Here is a 17,896-nt window from a genome sequence, read left to right on the forward strand (position 1 = left end):
AATGTACAAAAATGGGTGGACGCACCATAAGTAAAGTGGAATGTGATATAGTGGATTGGAAATATTTAAGACGGTGATGATATGTATACTCTATTCCTATTGACGGTATCGTTTCTGATTTCCCTGATTCTGATGCCGATTTTCATATGGGGCAGTCGACGATTCGGTTTCGTCGATCATCCTAATAACAGAAAAGTTCATTTAAAACCGATTCCATACATGGGAGGCGTGGCCATACTCATCTCCTTTGCCATCGGGGTCGTCATATCCCGACCGATCGAGGCTGAATACAAAGCCCTCATCTTTGGCGGAATCGTCATTGTCATCGTCGGAATCGTGGACGACAAATATGACCTGAAGCCGGGCCTTAAGCTGATTGGACAGATTGCAGCGAGTCTGGTGCCGGTTTCACACGGTATCATCATCGACCGGGTGACGCCTTTTGGTATGGAGATCGACTTTGGCATTCTGGCCATCCCAATCACTGTACTCTGGATTGTCGGCATCATCAATGCCATCAATCTTGTTGATGGTCTGGATGGACTGGCTACGGGTGTATCGGTCATTGCACTATCCACTATAGGCTTCATTACCATACTGCAGGGCAATGTCTTCGTGATGATGATATGTGTCATTCTGATCGGTGCCTGCCTCGGTTTCCTGGTGTACAATTTCCACCCGGCGAAAATATTCCTGGGAGATAACGGGGCGATGCTGCTCGGCTTCATCATCAGTGTGGTATCACTGATGGGCTTCAAGAACATTACAATGATTTCATTGTTCTTTCCCATCATCATACTGGCGGTGCCGTTCATAGACATGTTCTTTGCAGCACTGAGGCGGTATCGGAGCAATGTATCGCTCGTCAAGGCGGACAGGAGCCACCTCCATCATCGGCTGCAGAACCTCGGCTATACACATACCGAAAGTGTCGTACTGATCTACTTTATTGCGGTATTGTATTCCGGTGCGAGCATCATCCTCTACCTTTCCACAATTCCCGGGGCGATCATCATCATTCTGCTCCTTATTCTGACGACGGAGATCATTGTGGAGTCGACCAATCTGATCGATACAAACCAGAGGCCGGTACTGGATTTTGCCAGAAAACTGTTCCATCGTATCTTCCTATAGTCATTCCACGGCACTTTCGGCCCGGATCATGTCCAATGCTTCCAGACTGAAAGTGTCTTTTGTGATTTCCTGGACGCGTTCAAGGAACGATTCGGCATCGCTCTGCCTGACATGTACCGTATAGGTGACCTTGTCTGTATAGGCGGTATCCCTGATGATGATATCCGCCCCTTCCAGCTCATGTTCGAAGCGGTTCGTGTAGGTGTAGTCCATCGTAATCCTGTACGGCAGCACATCTATTTCAACCACTTTTCCTGCAGCATTCACAACGTCCGACGCACTCCCGGAATATGCACGGATCAGACCGCCCGCCCCCAGTTTTATACCGCCGAAGTATCGGGTCACTACGACGGTCACATTGTAGAGACTTTCTCTTTTCAGTACTTCAAGAATCGGTACACCTGCAGTTCCGGAAGGTTCACCATCATCATCCGCCTTCTGAATCAGTGCACTCTGTGTAATGATATAGGCACTGCAGTTATGGTTGGCGCCTTTATGCTCCAGTTTGACCGAGTCGATGAAAGTCTTCGCTGCCTGCTCGGTATCCGTACGTGCGATATGGGCGATGAATCTTGATTTGCTGATGACCATTTCAGTGGTTGTATCCACTCTGTTCATATACTGCTGTTCCATGTATGTTCACCTCTAGAAAATATAGTAACACATGGACGGAATCGATAGGGTTGTAGTAGACTGAATATTGAGTGTGAATGGTGAAATTGGAGGAACCAGTATGAAAATTGCGGTAGTAGTGGATTCAACATCCTACCTCCCAAGAGGTCTGAAAGAAAAATATGATATCCGTACCATCCCGCTGAACGTCATCATTGGCGAACAGTCGTATAAAGAGGGTGAAGATATAGACAATGAAACATTCTTCGACAGCATGCGTGAAATGGAGAAGCTGCCGAGAACGAGCCAGCCATCAATCGGCGATTATATCCTCTTGCTGGAATCCTTGAGGTCGGAAGGCTGTACTGATGTCATCAGTGTTCATCTTTCGAGCCAGATCAGCGGTACATATCAGAATGCGATGGCTGCGGGCCAGAGTGTAGAGGGCATCGAAGTCCACGCCATCGATTCTGAAATTGCATGCTATGTCCAGGGGTTCCTGGCACTTTATGCTGCACAGAATAAAGATCGGATGCCGCTCGATGATCTGCTTTTGCAGCTTGAGGAAATGAAACGGCGCAAGCATACGAATGCGTATTTCATAGTGGATACATTATCAAACCTCCAGAAGGGTGGGCGTCTGACGAACGCACAGGCGCTGATTGGCAGTCTGCTCAAAGTGAAGCCGATCCTCGAATTTCAAGACGGCAGAATTGTGCCATTCGAAAAGATACGGACAAAGAGGAAGGCCATGAAACGGGTGGAAGAAGTTTTCGCCGATGAGATGGCGCTTCATAAAGGCAAGCCTGTCACAGCTGTGGTCATCCACAGCAATGCTGAAAAAGAAGGACAGCAATGGATGGAAAGTTTGCAACAGCAGTATCCGGAGATCACCTTCAGGCTGAGCTACTTTGGGCCGGTGATTGCGACGCATCTTGGTGAGGGTGCACTCGGTCTCGGCTATACAACCTATGAGGTGGATACGGCATACTGAATAAGAGGTAGGGACGCAGCTATTTTTGCTGCGTCTTTTTTTATTACATTGAATAGGGAGACGATCAATGATACTGGATCATAGAGGAGATACCATATACAAAACTGCAGGCGTCGACGCGGAAGTGCCCCTGTGCCATCGGTGTGGCAACAGTTCAAAAAAGCACTTCTACAGCTACGATTCCCCACTTGACGGAAAACGTGTGACCTATTGCATGAAATGTGTCAGCCTTGGGCGCTCGGACAGTATGAAGCCAATCAGGTGCAGGCCGACTTCAAGAAGAAAGAGCGCCAGTCCATACCACTTGGATTTCGATCTCAGCAGCCAGCAGGCGTATGCTTCAGACCGTATCATGAAAGCACTCAGGTCAGGCAGGTCACTGCTGCTCTATGCTGTAACAGGTGCAGGAAAGACGGAGATGACGTTTCAGAGCATAGAATGGGCACGTTCGGAAGGTCTGAACGTGGCTTTCATCTCTCCAAGGATAGATGTAGTGAAGGAGGTGCATCTACGCCTTGGCCAGGCGTTTGCATCGAGTGACATCGATCTGATGTATGATGGTGTCAAACATGTCCACAACAACCATTTCACCGTGTGCACGGTGCATCAGCTGTTCAACTTCATCGATCACTTCGACTTCATCATCGTGGATGAGACCGATGCCTTCCCATTACCGGAAGATCCCATCCTCATGCAGGCCATCCGCCGCGCATCGACCAGCAAGGCGACTCTGATCTTCATGACAGCGACACCCTCCAGGCAGCTGATCCAGGAAGTGGGGGAAGAAGGCGTCATTACACTGCCGAGGCGATACCACGGTCAGGATCTGGCCATACCGAAGATGGTCTGGCATGATATACGGCGAGACCTCAACCGGGGCAGGGCACCACAAAAACTGATGAAGCTTATCAGAGACATCATTGAAGCAGGGCGTTACGTACTGATCTTCATTCCCGAGATTTCCATGATGGAGACACTGTTGAAAGTGGTCAGGGAAGTGTATCCTGCATCCGCATCGGTATATAGCGGGGACCCTGAAAGAACCAGCAAGGTTGAACAGATGCGGAATAAGGAGATCAGGGTGCTTCTGTCTACTACGATTCTCGAGCGGGGTGTCACTTTCGACCGGCTGGACGCAATCATCGTCCATGCAGAAATGTTCAATACGGAAAGTCTGATACAGATGTGCGGTCGGGTCGGCAGGAAACAGACAGATCCGGTGGGGAATATTTGGTTTTTTGCCCACTATCAGACTTCTGCCATCCGTCGCACATTCAGAACAATCCGCGGATTCAATGCAGCCCGGGTGGACACATGATCTGCTACTACTGTCACGAGGCACTTTTTGCCCAGATGGATATCATCAATCTGTTCAGGGCACAGGAGCCACTATGCGAAAACTGTCGGAAGGAAATTTCCAGGTGGCGGACCGGCAGGCGTTGTACATTTTGCCATCGGAGAATGACGGATGAGGAGTCAGAATGTCTCGACTGCGTGTTTCTTTCGGAACGATACCAGCCCCCGGGAAAGGTTACATGTCTGTTCGATTATAATGAAGTTTCCAAGATGCTGTTCCATCGGTATAAATTCATGGGAGATTGTGTCCTGGCGGAAGTAATTGCCATGTTTCTTCGGGATCGTTACGGGGAATATGATGTAATCACTCCAATTCCCATTTCCACAGCCCGCATGTTGGAGCGAGGATACAATCAGACGGCGATGGTCCTTGATGCTAAAGGCATCAAGTACGAAGAACTGCTCGGGACCAGTCGGATCAAGCGTCAGTCGGAACTCGGCAAAAATGCCAGAAGCCGCCAGGAGAATCCGTTTTTCATAAAGAAGGCGGCTGAAATTGAAGGCAGACGCATCCTCGTCGTTGATGATATATACACGACAGGCATTACAGTTCATCAGGCGATGGAGAAGCTCTACACATCAAGGCCTGCCGCCATCGATGTGTTAACGTTTTCAAAAGCGTGAGGATTTTGGTATACTGGGAATAGGAAGAATAACGTACTCAAGGAGGGGTTTCATCATGATCAGATGTGAAATTCGTGGAGAAAATATCGAGGTAACAGATGCAATCAGAAACCACATTGAGGAGAAGGTGGGCAAGTTGGAACGTTACTTCACAAACGCTCCGAACACGCATGCCCACGTCAACATCAAGACCTACAGTAATAAGAAGGCCAAAGTTGAAATCACAATCCCTATGAAAGATCTTACATTAAGAGCGGAAGAAAGACATGATGACCTCTATGCTGCTGTCGATCTGGTCATAGACAAACTGGAAAGGCAGATCCGCAAGCATAAGACGAAGATCAACCGTAAGTTCAGGGAAAAGAATCCTGAACAGGAATTCTTCGCAGCGCTTGAGGCGAATGCCAACGGCAAGCCTGAAGAGGATGTAGACGAAGGAATGGACATTGTACGCTCCAAGCAGTTCCAGCTGAAACCGATGGATTCCGAAGAGGCAGTACTGCAGATGAATATGCTTGGCCACGATTTCTTTATTTTCAACGATAGGGAAACAGAGGGTACAAGCATTGTCTATAAAAGAAATGATGGCAAGTATGGCCTGATTGAAACAAATTAGAAAGCCTGGCCCTGAACGGGTAACAGCAAAACCCTGACTGCATGCAGTCAGGGTTTTGGCGTGATGGCGATTCGTTTTATTTTTACCCTGTTTAATGCTATTATTATTAGATGAATTAACAGTGAGATACAGCGAGGGAGAGAAATCCATGGGTATTTTGGACAAAGTCTATGACGGCAATAAACGGGAGCTGCGCTCTCTCAAAAAGATTGCCGATAAAGTGGAAAGCTATAAAGAGGAAATCGCCAGGCTCAGTGATGAAAAACTGCAGGCGAAAACAGACGAATTCAAAAGCAGACTCAGTGAAGCCAAGGACGAAAAACAGCAGGATAAGCTTCTCGATGATATATTGCCCGAAGCATTTGCCACTGTAAGGGAAGCCGCCAAGCGGACGCTCGGACTGGAACCTTACCCGGTTCAGATCATGGGGGGTGTCACGCTGCATAAAGGCGACATTGCAGAGATGAAGACAGGTGAAGGTAAGACGCTTACAGCGACGATGCCTGTATACTTGAATGCATTGACCGGTGACGGTGTCCACGTCATCACAGTCAATGAATATCTATCCGCTACACAGATGGAGGAGATGGCGGTATTGTACAATTTCCTCGGACTGAGCGTCGGATTGAACCTGAATGCCAAAAACAGTGAAGAAAAGCGGGAGGCATTTGCTTCCGATATTACGTATACAACAAACAATGAACTTGGTTTCGACTATTTAAGGGATAACATGGTCACCTATAAGAAGGATCGTGTACTCAGAAAACTGAACTATGCCATCATTGATGAAGTCGACTCCATCCTGATCGATGAAGCACGTACGCCATTGATTATATCAGGGAAGGCAGACCAGTCGAATACGCAGTATATCCAGGCGAATGCATTCGTCAAGATGCTGAAGGAAGACGAAGATTTTACCTATGATATCAAGACCAAGAATATCCAGCTGAATGATGAAGGCATGGAAAAGGCGGAAAAGTGGTTCAAGGTGGACAACCTGTATGATGTGAAGCACGTCAATCTGCTCCACCATATCAATCAGGCGCTCAAGGCCCACTTCTCGATGCAGAACGATATCGATTATGTCGTGGAAGATGAAAAGATCGTCATCGTCGACCAGTTTACGGGACGTAAGATGAGCGGTCGCCGTTTCTCCGATGGTCTGCACCAGGCAATCGAAGCAAAAGAAGGCGTGGATATCCAGAACGAATCGAAAACAATGGCATCCATCACATTCCAGAACTTCTTCAGGCAGTTCAAAAAGCTTTCCGGCATGACAGGAACTGCAAAGACCGAGGAAGAGGAATTCCTGAACATCTATAATATGAAGGTGACGGTCATACCGACAAACCGTCCGATTGCAAGAACCGACCATACCGATAAGATCTACTCGACCAAGGAGAATAAATTCAAGCATGTTGTCGAAGAGGTGGTCGAGCGCCACCGTAATGGACAGCCGGTACTGATCGGTACAGTAGCAGTTGAGACAAGTGAATACATTTCCGAAATGCTCCGCAAAAAAGGCATCCGTCATAACGTCCTTAACGCAAAGAACCATGGAAGGGAAGCGGAGATCATCGCCAGTGCCGGCAAGAAGGGCGCGGTGACCATAGCGACCAATATGGCAGGACGCGGTACGGATATCAAGCTCGGGGACGCGGTCAAGGAGGCTGGCGGACTTGCAGTCATCGGTACCGAACGCCATGAGTCCAGACGTATAGATGACCAGCTCCGTGGACGTTCAGGGCGTCAGGGGGACGTCGGTGTCAGTACATTTTATCTGTCTCTTGAAGATGACCTGATGAGACGTTTTGGATCCGAACGCATGCAGAATACGATGCAGCGTCTCGGAATGGCAGAAGAGGAACTGACATCGAAAATGATTTCAAGAGCAGTTGAATCCGCGCAGAAGCGAGTGGAAGGCAACAACTTCGATGCCCGTAAAAGACTGCTCGAATACGATGATGTATTGAGACGCCAGAGGGAAATCATCTATCAGGAAAGAAATGAGATCATCGATAAGGAAGATGTCCGTGACCAGCTTATGGGCATGATAGAATCTTCCATCGAGCGTACGGTCAGCTACTATATACTGGATGATGAAGAACTGACGGACTACGAACAATTCATCCGGACAGTCAAAGATACGTATCTGACTGAAGAAGACATCGAAATCACCGATGTCAGAGGCAAAGAGAATGAAGAGATTGCCACGCTGATCCTTGGTAAGGTCGATAGCGAGCTGACAGCAAAGGAAGAAAAGCTCGGCACGGAAAGAATGAGGCTGTTCGAGCGTATGATGATGCTGCGCACAATCGACCAGAAATGGGTGGAGCATATCGACAGCATGGATCAGCTCAGAACAGGCATCCATCTCCGTTCCTACGGACAGATCAACCCGCTGCGTGAATATCAGAACGAAGGGCTGCAGATGTTCGAGGACATGCTGGTGTCCATCGAGGATGATACGGCCAGATATGTTCTGAAGACGGAAGTGAAGTCAGACGAGGAAATCAAGCGGGAACAGGTCATCTCAAAAGGTGAGATGCAGGCTGGTGACAGCAAGGAAAAGGTCAAGAAGGGCCCGGTCAAAAAAGAAATGCGAATCGGTCGCAATGACCCCTGTCCATGCGGTTCAGGAAAAAAATACAAGAATTGCCACGGTAAATAGACGAAAGAGGGATAATTATGGAATTGCACGAGATAAGACATTTCATCGCAGATATGCACGGGAAACTCGATGACTTCAGGGGGTCTCTTTGACTTAGAGGAAAAAGAGACGCAAATCAGGGAATATGAGGAAACAATGTCCGATCCAAGCTTCTGGAACAATCAGGAGGAAGCCCAGCAGGTCATCGACAGAAATAACAACCTGAAAAAGGTGGTCGATGAGTTCCGCGGCATCGAAGCGGCAGTGGAGGATATTGAAGTATCCCATGAGCTGTTGAAAGAGGAGACGGATGAAGATATGCACCTGAGTTTGGAAGAGAATGTCGGGCAGGTCAAGGCCAGAATCGAAGCATTTGAACTGAACATCCTGCTCAACAGTGAACACGATGCACTGAATGCCATCCTTGAACTGCATCCGGGAGCAGGGGGAACCGAATCCCAGGACTGGGCGCAGATGCTGCTCAGAATGTATCAGCGCTATGCCGACCAGCAGGGCTTCAGAGTGGAAACTCTGGATTACCAGTCCGGCGATGAAGCAGGAGTTAAAAGTGTCACACTGCTGATCAAGGGACTGAACAGCTATGGACTGCTCAAGGCGGAAAAGGGGGTTCACCGTCTGGTGCGTATTTCTCCATTCGACTCATCCGGCAGACGCCATACTTCTTTCGTATCATGTGAAGTGACGCCTCAGTTTGAAAATACCGATATCAAAATAGAGATAAAGCCGGAAGATATCAGCGTCGACACATACCGTGCGAGTGGTGCCGGTGGACAGCACGTCAATACAACCGATTCTGCGGTCCGTATCACCCACCACGCGACCGGCATCGTCGTCACATGCCAGAACGAACGCTCGCAGATCAAAAACCGCGATCAGGCCATGACGATGCTCAAATCCAAATTGTATCAGCGCCAGCTGGAAGAGCAGCAGGCTGAAATCGATGCGATTAAAGGTGAACAGAAGGAAATCGGATGGGGCAGCCAGATACGTTCCTATGTATTCCATCCGTATTCCATGGTCAAGGACCATCGTACAAATGTAGAAAGCGGCAATACCGATAAAGTGATGAATGGAGATATCGGTCCTTTCATCAATGCCTACCTGCGATCCACAATGGATGAAAACTAAAAACTTCCATCAAATGCCTGTCCCTTCGGGGGTGGGCATTTCTATTTTATATTGAAAATGGCACAGAGCAATGTGGCGTTCTGAAAAATTATGGACATGCACCATAAGAAATTGTGATTTTTCATTAATGTGGACGATATGGTTTAAACACTTTATGCTTTGGGGTATGGTGCTAATATAGGACGAATGCAACAGCTGGAACATGAAGCTGTCCATAAGGATGCATTGGGTCAATGAAGGTTATTCAACTGAAGATCAGCATATTGTGATGTTGACGTATTTACTTAGCCTGATATGTGCAGGCAGACGAGGGAACCCAAATTAGCGAGGAGAGATTAGATGAAAAAGCTATGGATGATGATGAGTTTAGCAATGGTGCTTGTACTTGGTGCATGTGGAGGCGATTCTGCCGATGAAGGTACAGAGCCTGACAGTGTGGATGATGCGGGTGAAGGTGCAAGTGAACAGTCTGGAGACGACACTGCCACAGAATCTTCAGAAGAAAGTTCCGAGGAAGCTTCTACTGAAGAAGGATCCGACGAGTCATCCGAGTCGGGAGCAGATGCAGCAGATTCGGAACTTGCAATGGAAGTCTATCAGAACAACAGCTGTGTTCAGTGTCATGGTGAAAATATGGAAGGCGCTTCAGGTCCTGACCTTACAGATGTCGGCAATAGACTTTCCGAGGACGAAATCCGCAGTGTAATTGAAGAAGGCCCAGGCGCCATGCCGGCTGGACTGGTTACAGATCAGGAGGAACTCGATGCCGTTGCACAATGGTTGGCTTCCCAGACAGGGGAGTAGTAATGTTACAAATCTTTCTGCAACTTTAACCCTATGAGGGGAATGTCGCATTCATACGGCAATGAAAAACCGGCTGAGCAAGGCGCTCAGCCGGTTTTGATTTGTATATACATAATAAATCTGCAAGTATTACAGTGTATTTCAGTCATTTCGTTTATATTACAAGTGGGTTACAAACACCCACAGAGTATTTTTTGTGTGCTATAGTGTGGAACGTAATCACAAAGACATGAATTAACACATTCTTAACTATATATACAGTACCCGGTCGGGTCATAATATAAACAATAAATTTACCAAGGGTTTTAAGAAAATTAGGAGGAATTACTTACTATGAAGAAAACATTGCTATCAGTTGCAACAGTAACTGCACTTACAGGCATAGCGTCAAACAATATTTCTGCAGCAGAATATACGGTACAGAATGGTGACACACTCTGGGGTCTTGCAAATGAAAGTGGCACATCCGTATCTACACTTAAAGAAGTAAACGGTCTTTCAGGAGATCTTATCTTCCCTGGAGACGTAGTTGAACTTGATGCTGAAGAAAAAGCAGCTGAAGAGGTAGAGGTAGTTGAAGAAACTGGTAACGGTACATATGTTATCGAACCTGGAGATACACTTTTCGAAATTGGACAGAAATTCAATGTCGACTATCATGAAATCATGGAATGGAACAACCTTTCCTCTGATCTGATCTATGCTGGCAAAACTTTGATCGTAGCTGCAAGCGCAGCACCGGCAGTCGAGGAAGCACCGGCAGTCGAGGAAGCACCGGCAGTCGAGGAAGCACCGGCAGTCGAGGAAGCACCGGCAGTTGAAGAAGCACCAGAAGTTGAAGAAAACCAAGTAGTTGAAGAAAACCAAGTAGTTGAAGCAGCACCGGCAGTTGAAGAAACTGTAGAAACTGCACAGGAACAGCCATCTGCCCCTGCAGCTCAGAACAACAATCAGGCAGCACAAGCGGCAGCTGAACAACGTGCAGCTGAGCAAAGAGCAGCAGAACAGGCTGCAGCAGAACAAGCTGAAGCTGAACGTCAGCAAAGAATCGAACAGCGTCAGGCTGAGCAGGAAGCAGCAGAGCAACAGCAGGCTGAGCAAGCACAGACACAACAGGTTTCCACTGGTGGTAACGCAGCATCTGTTGCACACTCTGTAGCAGCTGGGAAATCCTACGTATACGGCGGCAATTCTGCAACTGCAGTAGACTGCTCAGCATTCGCTCAGCAGTTCATGAAAGCTTACAAAGGCAAGAGCCTTCCAAGAACTGCAGCGGCTCAGATGTCTGCAGGTACACAAGTTTCCAATCCACAGCCTGGTGACCTTGTATTCTTCAATGGTGGTTCCCACGTTGGAGTCTACATCGGCAATGGCCAGATGGTTGATGCACTCAACCCATCAGCAGGTGTTGGACAACGTTCAGTAAGCTACGTACACGGTACAGTCGACGGATACTTCAGATACTAATATATATGAAATCTTCAAGGTCAGAACTCTGTTCTGGCCTTTTTGCATGTCTGAACAATGTAAGCATCGGGATGTTATGTTAAACTAGGCTAAATAAATAATAAGGTATGTTGAAAGATGAAAAAGAAAAGTGTACTTATAATACTTGTACTAGCTGTGTTCTTCCTGATTGTCGGTGCGGGTATTGCTGCGGTGATCAATATGTCTGAAGAAGGTCTCAGGGAACAGTCGCTAGAAACCCTGCAGAATTCCGAAGGCCGGGACAACCACCACGCAGTCGGCATGAATATAATGGAGGAACAGGTGGAAGGTATCATCAATGACTCCGAATCTCTCGGATTGATCATCCGCTCCAATGAAGTGACTGTAATCAATTTTTTCGCTTCATGGTGTGATCCATGCCGAAGGGAAACACCGGAGCTGAATGAATTTTATCAGTCTCATCAGGGTGAACCGGTAGAAATTGTCGGCATCAATGTCGATGACAAGGCAGCCAACAGGGATGCCTTTCTGGAGGAATTTGATGTCCAATATCCGATATATGAGTTTTCAGATGAATCAGCATCCATCGATGCTTTCAAAATCAATCTGATGCCGACCACCTTTTTCGTAGATCAGGAAGGTGAGGTCATCAGAGCCTATATCGGCGAAGTGGAACAGAAACTGATCAATAACTATATCAATTACGTCAAGGAGGAATCCTAATGGGTGTTCACCAGTATTTTAAAAGCTTGAACGATCTGGAAAAGCTGATCCGGTGTCCGGGAAAATTCAAATATCAGGAACACAATGTTGCGGCGCACTCTTTCAAAGTGACAAAGATTGCGCAGTACCTGGGTACAGTGGAGGAGCATCATGGCAGTGAAATCGACTGGAAGAGTCTGTACGAAAAAGCATTGAATCATGATTACCCTGAAATTTTTACAGGAGATATCAAGACGCCGGTCAAGTACGCTTCCGGGGAACTCAACACACTTTTCAAGGAAGTGGAGGAGAGCATGACAAGCCGCTTCATCGAGGAAGAGTTTCCACCGGAATACCAGGCAATCTATATGAAGCGTCTGCAGGAAGGGAAGGATGGCACACTGGAAGGACAGATTTTGTCTGTAGCAGATAAGATCGATCTGCTTTATGAGTCCTTTGGTGAGATCCAGAAGCGTAATCCCGAACCTCTGTTTTTTGAAATATACGAGATGTCGCTGATTACGATTAAAAAATTCTCCCACCTTGTCTGCGTTCAGGATTTCCTTGAGAACATACTTACAGACATGCTGAAAGAGCGGTTCATACCAAAAACTGAACTGATGGATATTACAGAATCCATCATGGACAAGGAGATCTGATGAATGGCGCTATACTGGTATATGATGGCCATGGTCGTTCCAGCGGTTACTGTTGTGGTTTTTGCACGATTGACACGCAATAAGTTCATTGCCGTTCTATTAACATTCGTCATTTTCGGCGTGTCGATATATCGAGGGTTCTATCATTCGGAATGGGTCATTTTCATTGATGCCCTTTCCATAGTCATCGGTTATATGCTGGTGGAAATCTTTCAAGTAGATCAAATAGATGAAGAATAGAAATAACCGAACAAATGTTTGTTATTTCTATTTTTATTTTGTAGAATAGTGTGTGAGTAAAAAATGGGGGAAGAGTTGAATGGCAAAATTTGAAGTCGTTTCCAAATTCAAACCAGCGGGCGATCAGCCTAAAGCGATAAAAGAACTGACAGAACAGATCAAATCCGGCAACAGGCACCAGACACTCCTTGGGGCGACAGGTACCGGGAAAACATATACGATGAGCAAGGTGATTGAGGAGGTCGGCAAACCGACACTGATAATCGCGCATAACAAAACACTTGCCGGACAGCTGTACAGCGAGTTCAAGGAATTTTTTCCGAACAACCGGGTAGAGTACTTCGTCAGCTATTACGACTATTATCAGCCGGAAGCCTATGTGCCGCAGACGGATACATTCATTGAGAAGGATGCACAGATCAACGATGAAATAGACAAGCTGCGCCACTCCGCCACAAGTTCACTTTTTGAAAGGGATGATGTCATCATCATCTCCTCCGTCAGCTGCATATACGGCCTCGGTAATCCGGAAGAATATAATGATATGGTAGTGAGTGCGCGTGTCGGCATGCAGATGGATCGCAATGAATTTCTGCGCAAGCTGGTGGATGTCCAGTATGCACGTAATGATATTGATTTTAGACGAGGAACATTCAGGGTAAGAGGAGATATAGTGGAAGTATTTCCAGCTTCAAGGGATGAGCAATGTATCCGTGTCGAGTTTTTCGGTGATGAAATCGACCGCATTCGGGAAGTGAATCATCTGACAGGTGAAGTGATGGCGGAAAGGGAGCATTTTGCAATCTTCCCGGCCTCCCACTTCGTTACGCGTGAAGAGAAGATGAGAGTGGCCATCGAACGGATCGAAAAGGAACTGGAAGAACAGCTTAAGATTCTGCGCGATGACAACAAGCTGCTTGAAGCGCAGCGTCTTGAACAGCGGACCAACTATGATCTTGAAATGATGCGGGAGATGGGATTCTGTTCAGGTATAGAAAACTACTCGCTCCACCTCACTTTGCGTCCGATGGGATCGACACCTTACACACTGCTCGACTACTTTGATGATTTTCTGATCATGATAGATGAATCCCATGTAACGGTACCGCAAATACGAGGCATGTACAACGGTGACCAGGCAAGGAAGAAAGTACTGGTCGATCATGGTTTCAGACTGCCGAGTGCGCTCGATAACCGCCCGCTCAAGTTTGAGGAGTTCGAATCGAAAGCTACCCAGCTGCTCTATGTATCCGCCACACCAGGACCATATGAAATGGAGCGCACTGAAAAGATGGTCGAACAGATCATCAGACCGACGGGTCTGCTCGATCCGACAATCGATGTGCGTCCATCCGAGCATCAGATCGATGACCTGCTTGAAGAAATCGTTGCACGTTCAGAGAAAGATGAACGCGTACTGATTACAACATTGACGAAGAAGATGTCTGAGGATCTGACAGCCTATCTGAAAGAATCCGGCATCAAGGTGCAGTATCTGCACTCTGAAATCAAGACGCTCGAACGTATAGAGATCATCCGTGAACTGCGTATGGGAACTTATGACGTACTTGTCGGCATCAACCTGCTCCGTGAAGGGATAGACATCCCTGAAGTATCACTCGTTGCGATACTGGATGCTGATAAGGAGGGCTTCCTGCGCTCCAGCCGTGCCCTGGTCCAGACCATCGGCCGTTCCGCCCGTAACAGCAGCGGTCACGTCATCATGTATGGTGACAAGATCACCGACTCCATGAGGTATGCACTGGATGAGACCGCGCGGCGACGAGAAACACAGCTGGCATATAATGAAGAGCATGGCATTACGCCACAGACCATCCAGAAGGAAATCCGTGATAGCATCAGTGCTCAGGTTGAAGTGAAGGAAGACAGGGATGAAAAAGACGGCAGCACACGCAAAAAAGCGAAGATGACGAAGAAGGAAAGAGAAAAGGTAATGGCTCAGCTGGAGAAAGATATGAAGCAGGCCGCAAAAGACCTCGACTTCGAAACAGCTTCGGAGCTGAGAGATGCATTATTTGAACTGAAAGCAGAAGGGTGATCATTTTTGAAAAATAAAAATATCAGCATCAGAGGCGCCAGACAGCATAATCTCAAAAATATCAACGTCGATATTCCAAGGGACCAGCTCGTTGTGATGACAGGATTGTCGGGTTCCGGCAAATCATCACTTGCGTTCGATACAATCTATGCTGAAGGGCAGCGGCGATATGTGGAATCACTGAGTGCCTATGCCAGACAGTTTCTTGGACAGATGGAGAAGCCGGACGTCGATTCCATTGAAGGATTGTCTCCTGCCATCTCCATCGATCAGAAGACGACAAGCAACAACCCGCGTTCGACGGTATCGACAATTACGGAAATCTATGATTACCTGCGTCTGCTCTATGCACGTGCAGGAACACCGTACTGCCCGATTCACGGTATAGAAATTACATCACAGACCATCCAGGAGATGGTCGATCAGGTCATGACCCTGCCCGAGCGGTCGAAAATCCAGGTGCTTGCTCCCATTGTCAGAGGCAGAAAAGGCATGCATGAGAAGATTTTCGAACAGCTTGCGAAGGAAGGCTATGCACGTGTCATCGTTGATGGCGAAATGTACGATATCGAATCTGTTCCCGAACTGACGAAGAATAGGAAGCACAGCATAGATGTCGTTATCGACCGGCTCGCTGTACGCGAAGGCATCGAATCCCGTCTCAGTGACTCGATGCAGACTGCGCTTGAAAAAGGTGAAGGGAATGTCACTGTCAATGTGATCGATGGTGAAGATATGCATTTCTCCGAGCATTTCTCCTGTCCGGAGTGCGGATTTACCGTTTCCGAAATGGAGCCGAGACTATTCTCATTCAATGCACCTTATGGCGCATGTCCTGATTGTGATGGCCTTGGAATAAAAATGGCTGTGGATGAACGGCTGGTCATCCCGGATCCTTCACTGACACTCGAGGAAGGTGCGCTGAACCCTTGGCAGCCGATCAGTTCCGACTATTATCCGACACTGCTCAAACAGACTTGTGAACACTTCGGGATTGATATGCAGAAGCCTTATAAAAACCTGACGAAGAAGGAAAAAGACATCATCCTGTTTGGTTCAAAAGGCGAAATGATCAGCTATACATTCAATCAGAGCAATGGTGTTGCCCGTCAGCGCAAAATGCCGTACGAGGGCATCATCAACAATATCGAGCGCAGATACAAGGAAAGTCCCTCCGAATATACACGGGATGTCATGAGCAGATATATGAGAGAGATCGAGTGTAAGACGTGCACGGGCTACCGTCTTAATGCAGAAGCGCTGGCAGTCAAAGTCGATGGCCGCCATATCGGAAAAGCAGTCGATGAGCCCGTCAAAGAGGCACTCCAGTTCTTTACAAATCTTGAGCTGTCCGAAAAGAATCGTCAGATTGCCGCCCCGATTCTGAAGGAGATCAATGAACGTCTGACTTTCCTTTATAATGTTGGGCTCGACTATCTGACACTCAACCGGCGCAGTGGAACACTTTCCGGTGGTGAAGCGCAGCGCATCCGGCTGGCGACCCAGATCGGATCCAGATTGAGCGGCGTGCTCTATATTCTCGATGAACCTTCAATCGGCCTGCACCAGCGGGACAATGATCGCCTGATCAGTACACTGAAGGACATGCGGGATCTCGGCAACACGCTCATTGTCGTAGAACATGATGAAGACACCATGCTCGCAAGCGATCATCTTATCGACATCGGCCCCGGCGCCGGTGAACATGGTGGACAGATCATGTCGCAAGGGACTCCGGAAGAAGTGATGAACGACGATAATTCCATCACAGGACAGTACTTGAGCGGCAAAAAGAAGATACCGCTGCCTGAGACATACAGGAAGCCCGATATGAAGCGGAGCCTTGAAATAAAAGGTGCCAAAGAGAACAACCTGAAAAACGTCAACGTCAAGATACCGCTGTCTGTACTGAATGTCGTAACAGGTGTATCGGGTTCAGGGAAAAGTACACTGATCAATGAAATCCTGTACAAGGGCCTGCATACGAAGCTGTATAAATCGAAGCATATACCGGGTGAGCACAAGGAGATCAAAGGTGCTGAAAACATCGAAAAGATCATCGATATCGACCAGTCGCCGATCGGTCGTACACCGCGGAGCAACCCGGCAACCTACACTGGGGTATTCGATAACATACGCGATGTATTTGCACAGACCAATGAAGCAAAAGTCCGCGGCTATCAGAAGGGACGCTTCAGCTTCAATGTCAAAGGTGGACGATGCGAAGCCTGTCGAGGCGATGGCATCATCAAAATCGAAATGCATTTTCTTCCGGATGTATTCGTACCATGTGAAGTCTGTGACGGAAAACGTTATAATAGAGAGACACTGGAAGTGAAATATAAAGATAACAGCATTGCAGATGTACTGGCAATGACAGTGGAGGAAGCATACTACTTCTTTGAAAACATGCCCAAGATCAAACGCAAGTTCAAAACACTGCTCGATGTCGGACTGGGTTATGTCCGTCTTGGACAGCCTGCCACAACCTTATCCGGTGGAGAGGCGCAGCGCGTAAAGCTGGCTTCCGAGCTGCATAAGCGTTCTGACGGAAGGTCGCTCTATATATTGGACGAACCGACGACAGGACTGCATTCGGAGGATATCGGCAAGCTGATCACAGTCATCCAGAGACTTGTAGACAATGGGGATACAGTCATTGTCATCGAGCACAATCTGGATGTCATCAAAGTGGCGGATCATATTACCGACCTTGGTCCCGAAGGTGGCGACGGCGGTGGCACGATTGTCGTGAATGGTCCCGTAAAGAAAGTCATGGCAGAAGCGGACAGCTACACAGGCTATCATCTAAAAAAATGGTTGGAGAGAAACCATCAGGGGGATTGAA

The 17,896-nt window shown here is 47.6% G+C and carries 15 protein-coding genes; 14 read left to right on the forward strand and 1 reads right to left on the reverse strand.

What is annotated here, in order from left to right:
• Positions 1 to 81: 81 nt before the first annotated feature.
• Entirely contained in the window at positions 82 to 1,134 is a 1,053-nt protein-coding gene (locus tag GQ671_RS05525; protein ID WP_160653930.1) for a glycosyltransferase family 4 protein, read from the forward strand.
• On the opposite strand, the gene GQ671_RS05530 is transcribed toward GQ671_RS05525, so the two are convergent.
• Entirely contained in the window at positions 1,135 to 1,767 is a 633-nt protein-coding gene (locus GQ671_RS05530) for a YigZ family protein (protein ID WP_160653933.1), read from the reverse strand.
• Between the two features lie 100 nt (positions 1,768 to 1,867).
• Here GQ671_RS05530 and GQ671_RS05535 point away from each other — a divergent pair, with 100 nt between their 5' ends.
• From GQ671_RS05535 to uvrA, 13 genes are all read left to right on the forward strand, one after another.
• The gene (locus tag GQ671_RS05535) at positions 1,868 to 2,740 is read left to right on the forward strand and encodes a DegV family protein (RefSeq protein WP_160653936.1); all 873 of its coding nucleotides are present in this window, start codon (positions 1,868 to 1,870) and stop codon (positions 2,738 to 2,740) included.
• A gap of 67 nt (positions 2,741 to 2,807) precedes the next feature.
• Positions 2,808 to 4,058, forward strand: a complete 1,251-nt coding sequence (locus tag GQ671_RS05540; RefSeq protein ID WP_160653939.1) for a DEAD/DEAH box helicase family protein — start codon at positions 2,808 to 2,810, stop codon at positions 4,056 to 4,058.
• A complete protein-coding gene (locus GQ671_RS05545; RefSeq protein ID WP_170288650.1) occupies positions 4,055 to 4,720 on the forward strand; it encodes a ComF family protein in 666 nt (221 codons plus the stop codon). Before GQ671_RS05540 ends, GQ671_RS05545 begins: the two co-directional genes overlap by 4 nt.
• Before the next feature lie 55 nt (positions 4,721 to 4,775).
• Positions 4,776 to 5,336: a ribosome hibernation-promoting factor, HPF/YfiA family gene (gene hpf / locus GQ671_RS05550; protein ID WP_160653942.1), complete on the forward strand. Its 561-nt coding sequence runs from the start codon at positions 4,776 to 4,778 to the stop codon at positions 5,334 to 5,336.
• A gap of 148 nt (positions 5,337 to 5,484) precedes the next feature.
• The gene (gene secA, locus GQ671_RS05555) at positions 5,485 to 8,007 is read left to right on the forward strand and encodes a preprotein translocase subunit SecA (RefSeq protein ID WP_160653945.1); all 2,523 of its coding nucleotides are present in this window, start codon (positions 5,485 to 5,487) and stop codon (positions 8,005 to 8,007) included.
• Between the two features lie 17 nt (positions 8,008 to 8,024).
• Positions 8,025 to 9,135, forward strand: a protein-coding gene (gene prfB, locus GQ671_RS05560; RefSeq protein WP_160653948.1) for a peptide chain release factor 2 whose coding sequence is annotated in 2 segments (ribosomal slippage) — positions 8,025 to 8,096 and positions 8,098 to 9,135 — 1,110 coding nt in all. Because the reading frame shifts where the segments join, the coding sequence is not laid out codon by codon here.
• A gap of 339 nt (positions 9,136 to 9,474) precedes the next feature.
• Positions 9,475 to 9,939 carry a c-type cytochrome gene (locus GQ671_RS05565; protein WP_246153175.1) on the forward strand — a complete coding sequence of 155 codons (465 nt, stop codon included), beginning with the start codon at positions 9,475 to 9,477 and terminating at the stop codon, positions 9,937 to 9,939.
• A 333-nt stretch (positions 9,940 to 10,272) separates the two neighbouring features.
• Positions 10,273 to 11,406, forward strand: coding sequence for a C40 family peptidase (locus GQ671_RS12945; protein WP_211364889.1), 1,134 nt, complete (start codon positions 10,273 to 10,275; stop codon positions 11,404 to 11,406).
• A 117-nt stretch (positions 11,407 to 11,523) separates the two neighbouring features.
• The gene (locus GQ671_RS05585; protein WP_160653951.1) at positions 11,524 to 12,111 is read left to right on the forward strand and encodes a TlpA disulfide reductase family protein; all 588 of its coding nucleotides are present in this window, start codon (positions 11,524 to 11,526) and stop codon (positions 12,109 to 12,111) included.
• The gene (locus GQ671_RS05590) at positions 12,111 to 12,749 is read left to right on the forward strand and encodes a YfbR-like 5'-deoxynucleotidase (RefSeq protein WP_160653954.1); all 639 of its coding nucleotides are present in this window, start codon (positions 12,111 to 12,113) and stop codon (positions 12,747 to 12,749) included. The genes GQ671_RS05585 and GQ671_RS05590 overlap by 1 nt, the downstream gene beginning before the upstream one ends.
• 3 nt (positions 12,750 to 12,752) lie before the next feature.
• Positions 12,753 to 12,989: a DUF2198 family protein gene (locus tag GQ671_RS05595; RefSeq protein ID WP_160653957.1), complete on the forward strand. Its 237-nt coding sequence runs from the start codon at positions 12,753 to 12,755 to the stop codon at positions 12,987 to 12,989.
• Between the two features lie 79 nt (positions 12,990 to 13,068).
• Positions 13,069 to 15,048, forward strand: a complete 1,980-nt coding sequence (uvrB, locus tag GQ671_RS05600; RefSeq protein WP_160653960.1) for an excinuclease ABC subunit UvrB — start codon at positions 13,069 to 13,071, stop codon at positions 15,046 to 15,048.
• 6 nt (positions 15,049 to 15,054) lie between these two features.
• Positions 15,055 to 17,895, forward strand: coding sequence for an excinuclease ABC subunit UvrA (gene uvrA, locus GQ671_RS05605; RefSeq protein WP_160653963.1), 2,841 nt, complete (start codon positions 15,055 to 15,057; stop codon positions 17,893 to 17,895).
• Position 17,896: the final 1 nt, after the last annotated feature.

Origin of the sequence: Salinicoccus hispanicus (assembly GCF_009831115.1) — a bacterium.
GTDB classification, from domain to species: Bacteria; Bacillota; Bacilli; order Staphylococcales; family Salinicoccaceae; genus Salinicoccus; species Salinicoccus hispanicus.

Coding starts and splice junctions, on each gene's coding strand:
- GQ671_RS05525 (WP_160653930.1), top strand. CDS start 82: ATGTATACTCTATTCCTATTGACGGTATCGTTTCTGATTTCCCTGATT.
- GQ671_RS05530 (WP_160653933.1), bottom strand. CDS start 1,767: ATGGAACAGCAGTATATGAACAGAGTGGATACAACCACTGAAATGGTC.
- GQ671_RS05535 (WP_160653936.1), top strand. CDS start 1,868: ATGAAAATTGCGGTAGTAGTGGATTCAACATCCTACCTCCCAAGAGGT.
- GQ671_RS05540 (WP_160653939.1), top strand. CDS start 2,808: ATGATACTGGATCATAGAGGAGATACCATATACAAAACTGCAGGCGTC.
- GQ671_RS05545 (WP_170288650.1), top strand. CDS start 4,055: ATGATCTGCTACTACTGTCACGAGGCACTTTTTGCCCAGATGGATATC.
- hpf (WP_160653942.1), top strand. CDS start 4,776: ATGATCAGATGTGAAATTCGTGGAGAAAATATCGAGGTAACAGATGCA.
- secA (WP_160653945.1), top strand. CDS start 5,485: ATGGGTATTTTGGACAAAGTCTATGACGGCAATAAACGGGAGCTGCGC.
- GQ671_RS05565 (WP_246153175.1), top strand. CDS start 9,475: ATGAAAAAGCTATGGATGATGATGAGTTTAGCAATGGTGCTTGTACTT.
- GQ671_RS12945 (WP_211364889.1), top strand. CDS start 10,273: ATGAAGAAAACATTGCTATCAGTTGCAACAGTAACTGCACTTACAGGC.
- GQ671_RS05585 (WP_160653951.1), top strand. CDS start 11,524: ATGAAAAAGAAAAGTGTACTTATAATACTTGTACTAGCTGTGTTCTTC.
- GQ671_RS05590 (WP_160653954.1), top strand. CDS start 12,111: ATGGGTGTTCACCAGTATTTTAAAAGCTTGAACGATCTGGAAAAGCTG.
- GQ671_RS05595 (WP_160653957.1), top strand. CDS start 12,753: ATGGCGCTATACTGGTATATGATGGCCATGGTCGTTCCAGCGGTTACT.
- uvrB (WP_160653960.1), top strand. CDS start 13,069: ATGGCAAAATTTGAAGTCGTTTCCAAATTCAAACCAGCGGGCGATCAG.